The organism is Kribbella sp. NPDC049227 (assembly GCF_043197265.1).
Lineage (GTDB): Bacteria > Actinomycetota > Actinomycetes > Propionibacteriales > Kribbellaceae > Kribbella.
Window position 1 is genome coordinate 368,357 of the sequence record NZ_JBICST010000001.1, and the last position, 16,751, is coordinate 385,107.

Sequence of the window (16,751 nt, forward strand, 5' to 3'; positions counted from 1 at the left end):
GCGGGTTAAAACCGAGGTTGTCGAGTGGGTTTCAGTCTCCGACCGCGCGCTTGACCTCGGGTTCGGCGGGCTTCTCGACGGGCTCGGGGAGGGCGGGCCTGTCGGCCGGGTCGGTGGTGCGGGCGGAGGAGAAGACCTCGTCGTCGGACAGGGAGATGGTGCGGACGGTGCGGTCCGGCGCCTTCTCCTTCATGACGTACGTCGGCAGCGTCACCGGCACCGGATCCCACAGACCCTCGGCAGGCGCGGGCTTCTCGACCGGGGGCTCGGGCAGCTTGACCTCGATGGTCAGCTCCTGGTCGGGAGACGGAGTGGGCGCCGGCTTACCGGCCGGCCCGCGGTCGTGCCGCGCCTGGGCCTGCGCCCGCCGTTTGGCGGCCAGCCGGGCACGCGTCCGCGCCTGCCGTCGCAACTGGATCCGGGTGAGTACGACGAACCCGGCGATCAGTGCACCCGGGATCGCGACGGTCCACCACAGCAGCATCTGCAGACCCGCCAGCGCGGTGACCGACAACAGCGAAAGGGTCAGGATCGACAGCACCCGCCGGCGGCGCATGGCGGCCACCCGGCGGGCTCGGTTCGGGACGTACCGCGTCGGTGGCGGCAGGTCCTCGGCCGATCCCTTGTCGTCCACGGCACCTGCGGGACGTACGACGTACCGGGGCCGGGACGGGTCTCGTGAGAGCACGCGCGCATCGGCGGACGACGACACCGGGCGGCGCCGTGCCTCGTCGCCGCGCTTGAGAATCATGGGGACGAGGTATGCGGCCCACGCGGCGACGATCGCCACATAGATCAGCCCTGTCGTCCCCATGCGACGACGCTAAGGCGCGCGGGGGGCCAGATGAGGTACGTGAGACGGTGTGTCGCAAGAAGACTCGTGTGACTGATGTGAACAGTACGCAGCGTAGTCAGGGTAACCGCGATACGAGACCGGGCCCGACTTCCTCGATGTTCAACGCGAAGATGCGATGGTCGCGCCAGTCGCCGTCGATGTGCAGGAACCGCGGCCGCTCCCCTTCGTACCGGAAGCCGAGCTTCTCCACGACGCGCAGACTCGCCTTGTTCTCGGGGCGGATCGCCACTTCGATCCGGTGCAGCCCGAGGGTGAACCAGCAGTGGTCGGCTGCCAGCGCGACCGCGGTCGGAACGATGCCGCGGCCGGCGTACTGCTCGTCGACCCAGTAGCCGAGGTTCGCCCAGCGCGCCGAGCCGTAGGTGATCCCGGAGACGGTCAACTGCCCGACCAGTGGCCACTTCGACCGTGGCCCGACGCCCGCGGCACCGCCGTACGTGATGACGAACGGGAGCATCCGCCCGTACCGCGCTTGCCGGTTCCAGTCTCGCGCCATCGCCCGGAAGGTCCGCGCACCGTCCTCCGCGCCGGGCGGCTGGGTGGCGTCCCACGGGCGCAGCCAACTGACGTTGCGCTGGCGTGCGGCCGCCCACTCGCCGCCATCACCCGCGCGCAGCGGACGGAGCGCGACCTGCCCGTGCTGGAGCTCCACAGGCCAGTGCACGATCGCCATCAGTCGGTGTCCGTCCTGACATGGTCGCCGCCGTGGACCTGGTCGACGGCGTGCCGCAGCAGCGGCTGCAGTACGGCGAGTCCGTCCTTCACACCGCCCCGGGACCCTGGCAGGTTCACGATGACCGTCGCACCAGCGACTCCGGCGAGCCCACGCGACAAAGCGGCCGTCGGTACGCCGTTCGCCACGCCGTACGCCCTGATCGATTCGGCGATGCCCGGCACAACCTTCTCGATCACGGCAGCGGTCTGCTCGGGTGTCTCGTCGGTCGGCGAGATGCCAGTGCCCCCGGTTGTCACGACTACGTCGTACGACGCTGCGACCGCGGCACGCAACGCGTCACCGACCGGCGGACCGTCCGGCACGACCTGGGGACCGGAAACCTCAAAGCCCCATGACGCCAGGCGCTCGGCGATCACCGGACCGGTGGTGTCGGTGTAGACGCCGGCGGCGGCGCGGTTCGAGACGCTGACGACGAGAGCCTTCACGGCCGCTCCCAGTGCCCGGTCTTACCGCCTTCTTTGAGCTCGACGCGGACGTCGGACAGAACGGCGGCCGGGTCGATCGCCTTCACCATGTCGATCACGGCGAGGCCGGCGACGGCGACCGCGGTCAGCGCCTCCATCTCCACGCCTGTGCGGTCGGTGGTCTTCACCGCGGCGGTGATCAGGACGGCGTCGTCGGTGACCTCGAGGTCCACCTTGGCTCCGGTGATCGCGATCGGGTGGCAGAGCGGAACCAGGTCAGGGGTCCGCTTGGCGCCCATGATGCCGGCGATCCGCGCGACGCCGAGCGCATCCCCCTTCGGTACGCCGTCGCCGCGCAGCGCGGTCACCACGTCGGCCGAGACAAGAACCTTGCCGCTGGCAACAGCCCGGCGACTCCCCACGTCCTTGGCCGAGACGTCGACCATCCGGGCGGCCCCGGTCTCGTCGACGTGGGTCAGCCTCGTCGGGTCCTCCGTCATCCGGTCTCCTCGTCCAGCAGCAACAGCTCGACCTGATCGCCGGCCCGGACCGATGTCACGTCCTCCGGCACCACGATCAGCGCGTTCGCACGGCTCAGCCCACCGAGCAGGTGTGAACCGTGCCCGCCGACTGTACTGGCCATCCAGCCCTGGTCGCCCGACCTGGCCGCGGCGCGGACGAACTGCCGCCGTCCCGACGGCGAGCTGAACGCGTCCAGCGACACGCCCTGGACCGTGGATCGCCGGTACGGCATCTGTCCCATCAGCTTGCGCAGCGCCGGCCGGACGAACACCTCGAACGACACGTACGCCGACACCGGGTTGCCCGGCAGGGTGAAGATCGGCACCTCGTCCTCACCGAGCACGCCGAACCCCTGTGGCTTGCCCGGCTGCATCGCGACCTGCGGGAAGTCGACCGTGCCGGTCTTGCTGAGGATCTCCTTGACGATGTCGTAAGCACCCATGCTCACGCCGCCGGTGGTGATCACCAGGTCGGCGCGAACCAGCTGGTCGGACAACGTGTCCATGATCTTCTTCGGGTCGTCGTCGACGATGCCGACGCGGTACACCACGGCCCCGGCGTCGCGGGCCGCGGCGGCGAGCGTGTAGCTGTTCGAGTCGTAGATCTGTCCCTCACCGAGCCGGCTCCCCGGCTCCTTCAGCTCCGCTCCGGTCGAGACCACGACCACCCGCGGCCGAGGCCGGGCCTTCACCCGCGCCCGGCCGACAGCGGCCAGTACGGCGATCTGCCGCGGTCCGAGCACGGTGTCGCGCTCCAGGACCTGCTCCCCCGCCCGCACGTCTTCACCGGCCCGGCGGACGGACATGCCGAGCGACGGCTGCTGCACGATCCGCACATTCACGGTCCCGCCGTCGGTCCACTCCACCTGGACGACGCTGTCCGCACCCCGCGGCATCGGTGCGCCGGTCATGATGCGGACACACGTCCCCGGCGTGACCACGATCGGCTCGCTCCGGCCGGCTCTGATCTCACCGACCACCGGCAACGTGATCGGGTTGTCCTGCGACGCCCCGGCCAGGTCGGCGGCCTGCACGGCGTACCCGTCCATCGCCGAGTTGTCGAACCCGGGCAGGCTCACTCCCGAGACGACGTCCTCGCAGAGCACCAGCCCCAGCGCCTCCATCAGCGGCTGATCGAACGCCGGCAGGGCCGTCACCCTGCCGAGCACGGCCTCGAGATGCTCATCCACACTCCGTCTCACGAGCCCGACCCTAATCCACGGCTGCCGCGAGTCCGCGGCCAGTTCCGGAAGGATGCAGTGAGAGTGCCGACTCGGTACTAGGTGCGGGCCTCGGGATGGTGGCCCCAGGTCATGCGGATGTCCGGTGCTCGTTCCTCGTTCGCTGCGCCGTCGGTGCGACGTACTTCGGTGAAGCCGTGCCGGGCGTAGAACGACTGCGCCCGGGTGTTGGTCTGGAAGGTCCACAACGCCAACCCGCCGGGCCGGAGATCCTTCGCGAGCTCGACGAGCGTCGACCCGACGCCCTGACCGGCCGCGTCCGGGTCGACGTACAGCTGGTCGAGGTCGTCGCCGTCCAGCGTCAGGACCGCGACGATCCGGCCGTCGTCGAGCCCCACCCAGGTCTGCGCGTCCGGGAGCAACACCTCCGCAAACCAGGTCGCGACCTGCTGCGCGGTGTGGATCGCGGGCGGCAGCAGCGAGGGCTCCGCGTGCCGCGAACGCCACCAGACCCGCGCGGCCTCGTCCGTGTCGTACGGCTCCAGCGGCCGGATCAGCAGGTCGTCCATCCAGTTCCCCCCAGCTCGTGGTGTCAGGCGCGGAGTTCGGCCCCGTCCGGGATCACCCGGCGCTCGCCGGCCGGCGACTCCAGCTCGACGTCGCCGACCACCACCACATCCTTGCCGAAGGCAACGTCACCGCGCACCTCGAGCCGGTCGGCGCGGACCAGCGACGGCGGCCCGGCCGGGAACCGGGCGTCGAAGTCGGCCAGGATCTTGAAGTACTCCGGGTCGAGGTCGACGTACGGCTCGTCGCCCTCGTGCGTGGTGGTCAGGTCGCCGGCCTCGTCCAGCTCGTAGACGTCGGAGCGCAGTACCAGCAGGTCGTTGGTGGTCTTCACCGGCTTGAACCGGCTGCGGTCGACCAGCACCGCCTGCGAGCCCTCGAAGGTCTCGATCGCGGTCCCCATCCCGGTCTCGAGCTGGATCACCTTGGGCGAGGACGGGTCGGCCGGGTCGACGGTCTTGCGGTTCACGATGATCGGCAGCCCGAGGATCCCGTCGTGACCGTCCATCAGCTCGGCCAGCCGGTCCAGGTCGATCCACAGGTTGTTGGTGTTGAAGGTCTTGTGCCGGGTGACGTCCTGGAAGTGCTTCGTGTCCTCGGCGGCGACCTGGGCGCTGTCGCGCAGGATCAGCCGCCCGTCGGACTTGCGCACCGCGACGTGCCCGCCCTTGCGGTCGGACCGGGTCCGGCGGCAGACCTCCATCCCGAACGGTACGTCGTGCTCGGCCATCCAGGCCGCGATCCGCGGGTCGGCGGTGGCGCCGAGGTTGTCGGCGTTGGAGATGAACGCATGCCGGAAACCGTGTTCCCGCAACGCGTCAAGGGTGCCGGAGGCAACCAGTGCGGTGAACAGGTCGCCGTGCCCCGGCGGGCACCAGGCCAGCTCCGGGTCTGGTTCCCACTCCGCCGGCGTCAGGTCGTCGGCGAGCAGCTTCGGCTCCATGTTCTGCTGGAAGTCCAGCGGCAGGCCGTCGATCGCCAGACCGTCGTACTCGCTGAGGATCTGGCGCGACTCCTCCGTGGTCCGGAACGAGTTCATCAGCACCAGCGGCAGCGGTACGTCGTACTTGCGCCGGGTGCTGAGGATCTGCCGGGCAATGATGTCGAGGAAGCTCAGTCCGTCCTTGACCGGCAGTGCGGACTTCGGGCCGGTGACACCCATCGACGTACCGAGACCGCCGTTGAGCTTGATCACCACCGTCTCGGCCAGCGCGGCCCGCAGCGCCGCCGGGTCGGTGTCCAGGTGGTCCAGATGCGGCAGGTCCCCCACCGGCTCGATGTCGTCCTCGCGGATCGTGCCCTGCTGACCGGACTCGAGTAACCGGTAGTAGTGGGTGAAGACCCGGATCGCGACGTCGGCAGTGCCGGCCGCGCGCATCTTCTCCTGCGCCTGTCGTAGACCTGCCTCACTCATGTCCCAACACTAGGGGACGCGTGGTGATCACAGTGTTAACCGCGTCACGCCGCCTACGATCAGTAGGTGTTCGCGTCAAAGGCCGCTGCGCGGTCCCATTTCCTCGGTGCCCGCAGCAATCGATCGTCCGCAGGGGACCTGCTGGCAGGTGCCCGCTCGCTGGAGGCGATGCAGAGCGCCCGGCGGGTGGCTCTGTACGTGTCCAGGGGTCCTGAACCGCAGACCGGCGCCCTGATCGACTGGCTGCTGGCTACCGATCGTGACGTCCTCCTGCCGATCCTGTACGCCGACAACGACCTCGGCTGGGGTGTGGCACCGGGAGCGGCCGATCTGGTCCCCGGCCGGCTGGGTCTGTCCGAGCCGCCCGTGGACCTGGGCCCGAACGCCATCACCACCGCCGACCTGGTGATCTGCCCGGCTGTGGCGGTCGCCCGTGACGGCGTACGCCTCGGACGCGGTGGCGGCTCCTACGACCGGGCCCTGGCGCGGGTCAGGCCCGGTACGCCGATCTGGGCCGCGGTGTACGACGTCGAGGTCGTCGACAAGCTCCCGGCCGACGACCACGACCATCCGGTGCACGCGGCGCTGACGCCAAACCACTTGATCCTGCTGGGAGGATCTCTGGATGACTGAGACCGCGGTAGAAGCCGCAGCCACAGCCGGACGTGACCTCGGCCTGACGGTCACCGACCCGACAGTCCTGTACAGCGCCTTCTCGGTCGTAGTGCACCTCAAGCCGTCCCCCGTGGTCGCACGCGTGCCGATGAACCTGCCGGACTACCTGATGGACAGAGAGACCACCGCAGTACGTCAGCAGCGTGAGCTGGACGTGGCCGGGTGGCTGGTGGACCAGGGCAAGCCGGTGATGTCGCCGAGCCCGCTGGTACCGCGGAGGCCGGTGGAGAAGGACGGCCTCTCCATGACGTTCTGGCAGTACGTCGAGGAGGACAAGTCGGTCGAACCCGACTACGTCGCCGGGACGGTCCGGGCCGCCGAACTGCACGCCATCCTCGCGGACTATCCACGAGAGCTTCCGTGGCTGACCCCGCTGCTCGCTGTGCCGTCAGGCATCGAGTCGCTGGAGGCGGTGCCTGGGCTGCTCGAGCAGGAGGACGTGGACCGGGCGCGTGCCGAGTGGGCGGTGCTCGGACCGGTGCTGTCGAGCCGAGCCGCCTTCGAGGCGGTCTTCCCGTCGGCCACGATCCAGACGATCCACGGGGACGCTCCGTCGTACAACGTGATCCCGACCAAGGACGGAGTGCTGTGGTCCGACTTCGAGGACACGACACTCGGCCCGATCGAGTGGGACCAGGCAGGCTTCGGCCCGGAGCTCGGCACGGTGTACGACGAGGCGGCGGCCGCACTGGGACGTCCGCAACTCGATGAAGCTGTGCAGCGCGTGATGGACACTGCGCGGGTGATGCAGGTCCTCGTGTGTACTCCGATGGTGCCCCGGCTGCCGGACCTGGCGGACGGCATCCGGATGTTCGCCGCACAGTGGCGGGACATGCCGTTCGCTGGTGGACTGGGCTGATGCTCAGCGAGTACGTCGACACCGGTGTCCTCTCCGGTCTGATCTCACTGGTGAGTCGCGGCGACGAGACCCGGGTCGAAGTACTCGGCAAGCTCGCGTTCGACGGTCCGGAGCTGCAGAGGGACAGCTTGTTCCGGGTCGCCTCGTTCACCAAGCCGATGGTCGCCGCGGCGGCGATGATCCTGGTCGACGAACTGCGGCTGTCCATGGACGCACCGGTCCGCGACCTCCTGCCGGAGCTGGCGGACCCCGTCGTACTGCGGCAGCCGGACGGACCACTCGACGACACGGTCCCGGCGGAGCGGCCGATCACCCTGCGGGACCTGCTCACGTTCCGGCACGGGCTGGGCGAGTCGGACCATCCGGCGCTGCGGGAACGCGAGCAGGAGCTGGAGCTGCACACGTTCGGGCCTCCGGTGCCGCGTACTCCGCTCGAACCGGACGAGTGGATGCGGCGACTGGGGACACTGCCGTTGCAGTATCAGCCGGGTGAGCGGTGGATGTACTCGACCGGCTCACACCTGCTCGGCGTACTGATCGCGCGGGCGACCGGAGTGCCCTTGGAGACGTTCCTGCGGGAGCGGATCTTCGAACCGCTCGGCATGCGGGACACCGGGTTCATCGCGTCGGACCCGGCGCGGCTCACGACGGCGTACCTCGGAGAGGACGTTCTGGACCCGGCGGCGGACAGCCAGTGGCTGGAGCCGCCGTCCTTCCCGGATGCGAGTGGTGGGCTGATCTCCACGGTCGACGACTTCCACGCGTTCGCCCGGATGCTGCTGGCCGGCGGCGACGGTGTGCTGTCCCCTGCGGCGGTCGCGGAGATGACAACCGACCAGCTCACGCCAGCACAGCGTGCTGCCGCCGCCGACTTCCTCGGGCCGGAGACCGGATGGGGCTATGGACTGTCCGTCGGAGGCGGGCGCTACGGCTGGGCCGGCGGTCTGGGGACGCTGTGGTCGACCACGCCGGCCGACGGGACCATCTCGATCCTGCTGACCCAGCGTGCCCTGTGGACGTGGCCGGAGGCACTGTTCGCCGAGGCTAACGCTCCGGCTTGGTGAAGGTCAGCAGATCCTTCCGGCTCTCCTCGACGGCGCCCTTGGTGTAGGCCCAGGGCAAGGTCTCGCCACGTGCCCACAGCTCAGTCTGGTCGGTGTAGTGGGACGAGAACGCGTGCCCGGACACACCGGTCAGGTTGATCCAGCGGGACTTGTCGAAGTCGGCCAGGTCGACCACCATCCGCATCGACGGTGTCGACGTCACCGCGTAGCCCTCGGCGGCATCCCATGAGGTCGCGTCGACAAGTGACGTACCGCCGCCCAGCTCGTACGGACCACGGTTGAAGATCCGCTCGATCACCCCGATACCCGACGTACCGAGCGTCTGGTTGGTCAGCGTCAGCTTGTGCAGCTTGCCCCACTGCCAGTTCGCCGGCTCGCGGGCCATCTTCTGGGTGATCTCGGACCGGGCCTCGACCAGCGCCTCGCGCAGGATGTCGTCGCGGCTCTCCAGCTGCGGCGTCCCGATCTTGTCCCACCACTTGCTGTTCGGCTGGGCGAGCAGGGTGTGGATCACCTCGAACCAGCGCGAACCACCGTCCGGCCAGGTGCTCTCCGGGAGCTGGTCGTGGAAGGTCAGCGCGAGGATGTTGCGCCACACCACGTTGAAGTAGGCCGCCGCCGCGGAGTCGGCCGGCTGGGTGAAGTCCCAGTTCTTGAGGGTGTCCTGGCCCTGCCGGTCGAAGCTGTCGTCGATGCCGATCCGGAGCAGATACGGCACCACCATCTCGGCCACCCGGTTCTTGGTGTCCAGCTGGATCGACGCCATCGCGTTCGCGTCCAGCTTCCCGGCCGCCTTGATCCGGTCGGTGATCTGCTGCGACCGGTAGCCGTAGTCCCAGCCGTCGCTCAGGAAGTACTTGTACGTCGGCGGCACCACCGCCTGGTTCGCGGTGACGATCACGCCGTCCGCCGGATCGAACTCACTCGGCAGCGAGTCGAACGGGATGTACCCCTTCCAGTGGTACTTCGGGTCCCAGCCCGGCACCGGCCAGTCGCCGCGGCCGGAGTTGCGGATCGGAATCAGCCCGGGTGCCTGGTAGCCGATGTGGCCGTCGGTGTCGGCGTACACCAGGTTCTGCGAAGGAACCTGGAACGACTTCGCCGCGGCCCGGAACTGGGTCCAGTTCTGGGCCCGGTTGATCGCGAACAGTGCGTCGGCGGTGCGGCCCGGGGTCAGTGCGGTCCACTGCAGTGAGATGCCGTACGCCTGCGGCTGTTTGCCCCGCTTGGCGACGATCTCCCCGATCTCGCGCTCGTCGTCACCGACGTCGGAGATCAGCGGACCGTGCCGGGTCTCCCGGACGGTGATCTTCACCGGTTCGTCCTCGCCGGCGACCTTGAACGTCTCCTCGCGCGTCGCCATCGCGCTCCACCGCTTGTTGTAGAGCACCTTGTTCCCGTCGACGCGCTCCAGGTACAGGTCCTGGACGTCGGGGTCGAGGTTGGTGAAACCCCACGAGATCGCGTTGTTGTGGCCGATGACCACGCCGGGCAGTCCCGAGAAGCTGAAGCCCGAGACGTCGTACGGACAAGCCCGGCTGACGTTGTTGCAGTGCAGGCCGACCTGGGTCCAGATCCCCGGCATGGTCGCGCCGAGGTGCGGATCGTTGGCCAGTAGCGGCTTACCGGTCGTGGTGTGGTCGCCGGAGACGACCCACGAGTTCGATCCGATGCCGTCGCCCTGGCCGAGCAGTTGCGGCAGCCCCTTGGCCACCTTGTCGACGGTGTCGAGGGACTTCAGCAGGTCCTTGGTCAGCATCCCGCGCCGCAGCTCGGAGTCGACCGGCGCGGTGGTGAACCGACCGTCGGGACCTACCGAACCTGTCGCGAGGATCGGCTGGTTCCGGTCGAACGGATAGTCCGGGTAGAGGCTCTCGACGTTGCGCGCCGGGAACGACGCGAGCAGCTTGGTCTTGGTGATCTCGTCGTCCATGTTGCCGCCGAGGTCCCACGCCATCGCCTTCAGCCACGCCAGCGAGTCGGCCGCGGTCCACGGCTCCGGGCGATAGTCAGTGCCCTTCAGCGACAGTACGGCGTACTCCAGGCTCAGACCGGAGCCGCTGTGCGTCGAGAGGTACGAGTTCACTCCGCGCGCGTAGTCGTCGAGGTACTGCCGGGTGGACGGGCGGAGCAGACCAAGCTCCTTCTCGGCGACCCGGCGCCAGCCCAGGGTGCGGATGAACTTGTCGGTCTCCAGAGCGCTCTCGCCGAACAGCTCGGACAGCCGCCCGGCGGTGACGTGCCGGCGGAAGTCCATCTCGAAGAAGCGGTCCTGCGCGGCCACGTAGCCCTGCGCGGCGAACAGATCGGACGGGCTGTCGGCGTAGATCTGCGGGATGCCCTGAGCGTCGCGGACCACCTCGACCTCCGCGTCGAGACCGTCCAGCTCGATCGTTCCGTCGTAGGTCGGGAAGGAATGGCGCACGACGAAGACGACGGTCCCGGCGATCACCAGGAGGACCGTGGCGAGGGCGATTCCGCTGATGACGAGGACTCGAAGCAGGCGACGCACGGACCCAACCGTAGAGAATGCCGCCGTCCACCCCAAATGGGGTCCCTCACAACTTTGCGTTGCTCTGCGTTCCATCGGCATGAACGCAGAGTTGGAATACGTCGCCGTCCCGGCCGCCGACCTGGACCGGATCCGCTGCAACGACCACGACGACTTCGGCAATCCGATCGTGCCGCTCACCTCCGGCGGTGGCGAACCGCTGCGGTGCTGCCTCACGATCGCTCCGGCCGGCGACCGGATCGCGCTGGTCTCGCACCGGCCGATGACGGCCGGCGGACCGTACGCCGAGGTCGGACCGGTCTTCGTCCACCTGTCCGACTGCGGGGGTCCCGCCTCCGGCGGCTACCCGGCCGACTTCCGGGACCGGCGGTCGGTACTGCGCCCGTACGACGCCTCGGGGCAGATGCTCGACGGGGTGCTGGCCGCGCCGGGGACCGCTGAGGTCGAGCTCAAACAGCTGTTCGACGACCCGGCGGTGGACACCGTTCAGGTGCGGAACGTGATCGCCGGCTGCTGGAACTTCACGGTCCGCCGACAGGCCTGAGTTGGAATACTTCGGGCCGCTGGCGCATTATTAGCAGTCGAGTAGTAGGAGTGCCAGCGGCCTGAAGGGAACCGAACGTGCCGACGTATCAGTACCAGTGCACCGACTGTGGTGAGGCGCTCGAGGTGCGACAGAGCTTCACGGACGACGCGCTGACCGTCTGCCCGGCGTGCCAGGGCACGCTGCGGAAGGTCTTCAACGCCGTCGGTGTCGTTTTCAAGGGTTCGGGCTTCTACCGCAACGACAGCCGCTCGTCGGGCAAGAGCACCGTGCCCGCCAAGTCCGAGTCCTCGACAGCGTCCTCGTCGTCGTCCTCCTCATCGGAGTCGAGCTCCTCGTCGTCGGCGGGCTCCTCGTCTTCCGGCAGCTCGTCGTCCAACAGCTCGTCCAGTGGTTCGTCGTCCTCGTCCTCGACGAGCACCAGCGCCGCCTGACCTGCTGCCTGTGGATAACTGAAGGGCGGCCGCCGGCGAAACTCGTACTTTCTCCGGCATGAGACTCCCTTCGCTCCTTCGTGACCTGTTGCGTGCCGCTCGGTGGCATCGCCGGCTTCTCGCCGGCGCGACTGCCGCGGCCGCTGTGTACTTCGGCCTCGTCGCTCTATCCCCTCCACCACCGCCGACCGTCGCGGTGCTCGCCGCTGCGCGCGACCTCACCGGCGGAGCCGTCCCATCCGGCGGTGATCTCCGAACACTCGACCTGCCCGTCGGCGCCGTGCCCGACGGTGCGCTCAGACCCGGCACGGATCTGACCACGCGCGTTCTGAGCGGACCGGTCAGATCCGGTGAGCCGTTGACCGACGCACGCTTCCTCGGTCCGGTCTCGGTGCCAACGGGGTCGCTGGCCTACCCGTTCCGCATCGACGACGCCGACATCACCGCGCTCCTCCGCGTCGGCGATCGCCTCAACCTGTACGCCGCGACGAGCAGTGCAGCCGAGTCCGCGGACTTGCTCGCTCGAGCTGTGCGAGTGGTCGCACTGCCGAGTCCGCGGACGACGTCCTCCGGCGCTCTCATCGTCGTCGCCACCACACCGGACGTCGCGACCAGACTGGCCCAGGCCACAACCAACTCCCGCATCACGGTCGCGCTGACACCCGACACCAGCTGATCACCAATCGGACACGCGCCGGCACGATGCGTGGCTGCCCCGGCGCGCTCCCTCGCCGTCGCGGCTGTGCGGTCCTACCTTGTCTCGGGTACATCACCTGCTTCGTGGAGGCACACCCACATGCTCAAGGGCTTCAAGGAATTCATCATGCGCGGGAACGTCGTCGACCTCGCGGTCGCCGTCGTCATCGGCGCCGCGTTCGGCGCCGTCATCAAGGCAATCGTCGACGGGCTGATCAATCCGTTGATCGCCGCGATCTTCGGCAAGCCGGACATCAGCGGTGTCTGGGCCTTCACCATCAACGACGCGCAGTTCTCGATCGGCCTGATCCTGCAGGCCGCACTCAACTTCCTGTTCGTGGCCGCGGCTGTCTACTTCGTCATCGTGATGCCGCTGAACAAGCTGGCCGAGCGCCGGGCCCGCGGTCAGGAGCCGGAGCCGGACCCGCTCACCACCGACCAGGAGCTGCTGACCGAGATCCGCGACCTGCTGCGTTCCCGTTCGGTCTGATCCCTGCGGGAGCGGGTAGGCGCACACACCTCAGCCCCTGAGCTCGCCAGGCGCCTACCTTCTCCCCGGTTTCGTCAGTCCCCGGTTTCGTCAGTCCCCGGTTTCGTCAGTCCCCGGTTTCGTCAGTCCCCGGCTGTCGTCGGCCCGCTTGCTCGAAGTCCCGGACGTCAGTCCCCGGCGTACCGCATCCAGCGGTAGGCAACCGGTTGATCCGCGTTCCACTCGTCCATCAAGCCCGCCGGCACGTCCACGAATCCCGACCGCTGGTAGGTCGCGATCGCGATCGCGTTCTCCGGCCGCACCCGCAGAAACACCTCGGAGAACCCGGCTTTGCCGGCCGGTCCGAGCAAGGCCCGCACCAACTCCACCCCGATCCCCCGACCGCGGAGCTGCGGGTCCACGATGATCCGCGCCAGCTCGACCTCGTCCTCTTCCTCGTCGAGCCAGACCTCCCCGTAGCCGACCGGCCGTTCTCCGTCGAAGAGCAGGTACGACTCGATGTCCGGGTCGGCCTTGCGCCAACTCGCCGTCAACTCCGCCGGAAACGGGTACTCCATCCGTCCGGACAGCAACCCGACTTCCTTCGCATCCACGGCCCAGCTCGCGACCAGACCGTCGTACCCGCTGGTGAACCCCCGAAGCTCCACGCCCGTCCCCTCAGTTCACGAACTCCACGATCGTTCGCACCAGTTGGTCCAGGTACGGCGGGAAGGTGGGCAGCGGTGGTTCCGCGGTACCGGCCAGCTCACGACTCCCCTGGATCAACCGCAGCAATGCGTCGACCGTCTTGCGCTGATGCGACGGATTCTCCGGCACCGACGGAAGCACCGCCACCGGGATTCGGGCCAGCGCTGTGAGTTCGGCGTCGGTCACACCGCGCAGAGTCTCACCGGCCAGCAATCCGTCCACGACCTCAGGAGGGCAACCGGACTGGATCAACCCAGCACGCGTGCGCGCATCCACGGCCGCATCCCCACCGGTCGCAGGCCAGGCCAGCAGCATCCGGTCAACGAGGTCCGGATGTGCCATCGCGAGCCGGGCCGCGACCGGACATCCATTGGATGCTCCAACGATCGTCAGTCCGCTGTCCCCCGGCGGCAATCGGAGGTTCCGGAGATGTTCACCCAGCGCCGTGACCTCGGCGTCCCATCCACTCGGCCGCTTCAAACGGTCCGGCGCCAGCACGGTCACCCCGTGCGACGCCAGTCCGCCGATGACTCCCGTCGTACCCCAGAAGGCTTTCGCATCCATGGCGTCCCACAGGCCGCCGTGGATCAGCAGGACGGTGTTCATTCGTGGTGGGGTGGGACCTCGCGGAGGATGCGCTCGTCATCGTCGTTGCCGAAGTCGTTGTCGCCCCAGGTGCGCGGGTCGTCGTCACGGGTCTGGTCCGGCAGCAGCGGCTCGTCGTCTTCGTACGGGCTCGTCATGCCCCCAAGATTACCGGGCGCCGGCACCCGCGGTCCCTGGAATTCCGGGGACCCGCAGCGCAGCGGCCTCTGCCCCCATCGCAGCGCGGGATGCGCGACCAGCGCGTGCACGTTACAGGTCTGCCTCGGTTGCCGAACGATCCGGCGGCGTGACCGGAACGACGCGCCGCCGTGATGTTCCGGCACGCATGACGTGACCCCGGTCGACCATCATGGGTGACCTTGCCAACCCGGAAGGACCGAGTCGTGAGTGCATTACGGACACGGGGCCTGATCGGTGCGACGCTCGTCGTGGCTGTACTCGGCATCACCGCCGCCTGCGGTGACGAGAGTTCCACGTCCCCGCCCGCCGCCCAGCCCAGCGATACGCCGACCACCCCCGGCAGCCCAACCCCGTCGCCCACCTCCAGCGGCACACCCAACACCGACTGCCCCGACACGATCGCAGCCGTCCGCGCGGCCGCCGACAAGGTCGTGTGGGGCAAGGGCGCGGCGACGTCACTGTTCCAGCCGGTCAGCGTGACGATCTGCCAGTACGACGCGAAGGCGTCCGGGCAGGCCTACGCGACCGGCACCACGAAACGCACCGCCAAGCAGGCGACCGACCTGTTCGCCCTGGTGAACGCGCCGAAGCCCGTCGCCAAGAAGCCGGCCTTCTGCACGAAGGAGCTCGGCCCGACCTACGTCCTGCGGTTCACCGACAACGACCGTGGCGTTCTCTCCTACACCGCGGAAGCCTTCGGCTGCCGCCGCCTGGTGGCGACCTCTTTGGAGGGCCAGGGCAAACCGGGCGTGCTGCCGGCTCCACGCCAAGTGACACCCGAGCTGATCAAGTCGCTCGGCCTGCGCTGACCCTGCGCCGGACGTGCACCCCGAAGCCGTCCGGACCGGGGTCAACCCGCGCCTGCCTTGCGGGTCCCTCCCTGGGGTCGACCCGCAAGGCAGGCTGCGGCGGCTTGTCAGCGCTCTCCCGAACCTGCACTCTGTTCGTTCCGGGAGGGGTGCATGCGACTGCTACGACTGCTGTGCGCGCTGCTCCTCGTGTGCACGGCCTGCTCGTCGGAAACCCCTTCATGCGCAGGGGTTTCCGGCTTCACGTGTACGACGCTCCGCGTGCCACTGGACCATCAGCGGCCGGACGGCCCGTCGCTCGACCTGGCCGTGGCGGCCGCGGACAATGTCGACGCACCGCGTGGCGTGCTCCTGATGCTCACCGGCGGCCCCGGCCAACCGGGTGTCCCGCTCCTGGCTCGCGTCCGTGCGTACCTCGCTCCTGAGGTGCTACGCGAGTACAGGCTGGTCATGTTCGACCAGCGCGGCACGGGCACGCCTGGCATCAATTGCCCTTCTCTGCAACGAGCTGTGGGCGGCTCAGACTTCCTGACGCCACCCGCCGAGGCTGTGGACGAGTGCGCGCAGCGGATCGGACCTGGACTCGGGTACTACGGCACGCCGGACACCGTCGAGGACATCGAGCTGCTCCGGCAGCACCTCGACGCCGACCGCCTGACGCTGGACGGTACGTCGTACGGGAGCTTCACGGCGGCGCAGTACGGACTGAAGTACCCGGACCGCGTGCAGTCGCTCGTGCTGGACTCGATCGTCCCCCACAAAGGATTCGACCCGCTCGCCGTCGACCTGATGGCGGCAACCGGTACGGTCCTGAGGGCCGCATGCCGCCAAGACCCTGCCTGTACGACGGATCCCGTCGCCGACCTCGCCTGGTTGGTGCAGCACGGTGTGAGTGGCACCGACGTGATGGAGAGCTTGTCCGTCTCCAGCCTCAACACGGTGAACCCATCGCTGAAGGGCATCCCGGCGATCCTGCACGCCGCCCGCAACGGCGACGACGCCGGCTTGAAGGAGTTCCTCCAGCAGGCGACCAGCAGTGGCCTCTCATACGACGCATTGTCCGCGGGACTGCACATGGCCACGCTCTGCTCGGACCTGCGCTTCCCATGGACCGGCCAGTCCACCCGCGGCCAGTCCGCGCGGGGCCAAGCACTCGAGACAGCGCTACGCCGTCTGGATCCGAAGCACCTGTATCCGTACGACCTGCGCACCGTGCGCGAACAGCAGATGATCCAGGGCTGCCTGCGCTGGCCGGCCGCGCGGACGTCGACGTACCCGAAGGCGCAGGAGTTGTTGCCGCCCACACTGATCCTCCAAGGCAGCAACGACCTGTTCTGCCCGGTGGAGTGGGCTCGATGGGAGCAGGCGAACGCACGCTCGGCGCGGCTGGTCGTCGTACCGGGTAGTGGGCACGGCGTGCAGCGCGATCCGCGCGGGCAGGACGAGGCCCGCAAGTTCCTGCTGGGCTAGGCGGTCTAGTCCAGCAGTCGCGGTGAGATCCAACTGTGTGTGAATG

The 16,751-nt window shown here is 68.7% G+C and carries 20 protein-coding genes; 9 read left to right on the forward strand and 11 right to left on the reverse strand.

Annotated features, from left to right (window positions below; genetic code table 11):
• Positions 1-31: 31 nt before the first annotated feature.
• The 7 genes from ACGFH6_RS01930 to ACGFH6_RS01960 form a co-directional block, all read right to left on the reverse strand.
• The gene (locus ACGFH6_RS01930; protein ID WP_393379664.1) at positions 32-814 is read right to left on the reverse strand and encodes a hypothetical protein; all 783 of its coding nucleotides are present in this window, start codon (positions 812-814) and stop codon (positions 32-34) included.
• Between the two features lie 97 nt (positions 815-911).
• Positions 912-1,529 (reverse strand): GNAT family N-acetyltransferase, encoded by a 618-nt coding sequence (locus ACGFH6_RS01935; protein ID WP_131362872.1) that lies wholly within the window; start codon positions 1,527-1,529, stop codon positions 912-914.
• A complete protein-coding gene (locus ACGFH6_RS01940) occupies positions 1,529-2,017 on the reverse strand; it encodes a molybdenum cofactor biosynthesis protein B (protein WP_393379665.1) in 489 nt (162 codons plus the stop codon). Before ACGFH6_RS01940 ends, ACGFH6_RS01935 begins: the two co-directional genes overlap by 1 nt.
• Entirely contained in the window at positions 2,014-2,496 is a 483-nt protein-coding gene (gene moaC / locus ACGFH6_RS01945) for a cyclic pyranopterin monophosphate synthase MoaC (RefSeq protein ID WP_393379666.1), read from the reverse strand. Before moaC ends, ACGFH6_RS01940 begins: the two co-directional genes overlap by 4 nt.
• Positions 2,493-3,719: a gephyrin-like molybdotransferase Glp gene (gene glp / locus ACGFH6_RS01950; protein ID WP_393379667.1), complete on the reverse strand. Its 1,227-nt coding sequence runs from the start codon at positions 3,717-3,719 to the stop codon at positions 2,493-2,495. Before glp ends, moaC begins: the two co-directional genes overlap by 4 nt.
• A gap of 77 nt (positions 3,720-3,796) precedes the next feature.
• Complete coding sequence (locus ACGFH6_RS01955) at positions 3,797-4,267, reverse strand: GNAT family N-acetyltransferase (RefSeq protein WP_393379668.1); 471 nt, start codon at positions 4,265-4,267, stop codon at positions 3,797-3,799.
• Positions 4,268-4,290: 23 nt separating this feature from the next.
• Positions 4,291-5,679, reverse strand: a complete 1,389-nt coding sequence (locus ACGFH6_RS01960) for a UTP--glucose-1-phosphate uridylyltransferase (RefSeq protein ID WP_393379670.1) — start codon at positions 5,677-5,679, stop codon at positions 4,291-4,293.
• A gap of 66 nt (positions 5,680-5,745) precedes the next feature.
• Between ACGFH6_RS01960 and ACGFH6_RS01965 the strand changes: the two genes are divergently transcribed.
• From ACGFH6_RS01965 to ACGFH6_RS01975, 3 genes are read left to right on the forward strand one after another with little or no spacing between them, the layout of a single operon-like run.
• Positions 5,746-6,312, forward strand: coding sequence for a 5-formyltetrahydrofolate cyclo-ligase (locus ACGFH6_RS01965; protein WP_393379672.1), 567 nt, complete (start codon positions 5,746-5,748; stop codon positions 6,310-6,312).
• On the forward strand, positions 6,305-7,213 hold the full coding sequence (locus tag ACGFH6_RS01970; RefSeq protein WP_393379674.1) for a phosphotransferase: 909 nt from the start codon (positions 6,305-6,307) through the stop codon (positions 7,211-7,213). Before ACGFH6_RS01965 ends, ACGFH6_RS01970 begins: the two co-directional genes overlap by 8 nt.
• The gene (locus ACGFH6_RS01975; protein WP_393379676.1) at positions 7,213-8,277 is read left to right on the forward strand and encodes a serine hydrolase domain-containing protein; all 1,065 of its coding nucleotides are present in this window, start codon (positions 7,213-7,215) and stop codon (positions 8,275-8,277) included. Before ACGFH6_RS01970 ends, ACGFH6_RS01975 begins: the two co-directional genes overlap by 1 nt.
• Here ACGFH6_RS01975 and ACGFH6_RS01980 read toward each other — a convergent pair.
• Entirely contained in the window at positions 8,258-10,789 is a 2,532-nt protein-coding gene (locus ACGFH6_RS01980) for a penicillin acylase family protein (RefSeq protein WP_393379677.1), read from the reverse strand. The genes ACGFH6_RS01975 and ACGFH6_RS01980 overlap by 20 nt on opposite strands.
• Before the next feature lie 79 nt (positions 10,790-10,868).
• Between ACGFH6_RS01980 and ACGFH6_RS01985 the strand changes: the two genes are divergently transcribed.
• The 4 genes from ACGFH6_RS01985 (at position 10,869) to mscL (ending at position 12,953) form a co-directional block, all read left to right on the forward strand.
• Positions 10,869-11,333 (forward strand): DUF1203 domain-containing protein, encoded by a 465-nt coding sequence (locus ACGFH6_RS01985; protein WP_393379679.1) that lies wholly within the window; start codon positions 10,869-10,871, stop codon positions 11,331-11,333.
• A gap of 77 nt (positions 11,334-11,410) precedes the next feature.
• Positions 11,411-11,767 carry an FmdB family zinc ribbon protein gene (locus ACGFH6_RS01990; protein WP_393379681.1) on the forward strand — a complete coding sequence of 119 codons (357 nt, stop codon included), beginning with the start codon at positions 11,411-11,413 and terminating at the stop codon, positions 11,765-11,767.
• A gap of 58 nt (positions 11,768-11,825) precedes the next feature.
• Positions 11,826-12,443 carry a hypothetical protein gene (locus tag ACGFH6_RS01995; RefSeq protein ID WP_393379682.1) on the forward strand — a complete coding sequence of 206 codons (618 nt, stop codon included), beginning with the start codon at positions 11,826-11,828 and terminating at the stop codon, positions 12,441-12,443.
• A 120-nt stretch (positions 12,444-12,563) separates the two neighbouring features.
• Positions 12,564-12,953, forward strand: coding sequence for a large conductance mechanosensitive channel protein MscL (mscL, locus tag ACGFH6_RS02000; protein ID WP_393379684.1), 390 nt, complete (start codon positions 12,564-12,566; stop codon positions 12,951-12,953).
• 167 nt (positions 12,954-13,120) lie between these two features.
• On the opposite strand, the gene ACGFH6_RS02005 is transcribed toward mscL, so the two are convergent.
• The 3 genes from ACGFH6_RS02005 to ACGFH6_RS02015 are packed head-to-tail and all read right to left on the reverse strand — an operon-like array spanning position 13,121 to position 14,383.
• On the reverse strand, positions 13,121-13,600 hold the full coding sequence (locus tag ACGFH6_RS02005; RefSeq protein WP_393379686.1) for a GNAT family N-acetyltransferase: 480 nt from the start codon (positions 13,598-13,600) through the stop codon (positions 13,121-13,123).
• Between the two features lie 10 nt (positions 13,601-13,610).
• Positions 13,611-14,246, reverse strand: coding sequence for an alpha/beta fold hydrolase (locus tag ACGFH6_RS02010; protein ID WP_393379687.1), 636 nt, complete (start codon positions 14,244-14,246; stop codon positions 13,611-13,613).
• A complete protein-coding gene (locus ACGFH6_RS02015) occupies positions 14,243-14,383 on the reverse strand; it encodes a hypothetical protein (protein ID WP_393379689.1) in 141 nt (46 codons plus the stop codon). The genes ACGFH6_RS02010 and ACGFH6_RS02015 overlap by 4 nt, the downstream gene beginning before the upstream one ends.
• 246 nt (positions 14,384-14,629) lie before the next feature.
• Between ACGFH6_RS02015 and ACGFH6_RS02020 the strand changes: the two genes are divergently transcribed.
• Positions 14,630-15,235, forward strand: a complete 606-nt coding sequence (locus ACGFH6_RS02020) for a hypothetical protein (protein WP_393379691.1) — start codon at positions 14,630-14,632, stop codon at positions 15,233-15,235.
• 261 nt (positions 15,236-15,496) lie between these two features.
• Positions 15,497-16,705 (forward strand): alpha/beta fold hydrolase, encoded by a 1,209-nt coding sequence (locus tag ACGFH6_RS02025; protein ID WP_393379692.1) that lies wholly within the window; start codon positions 15,497-15,499, stop codon positions 16,703-16,705.
• Positions 16,706-16,751: the final 46 nt, after the last annotated feature.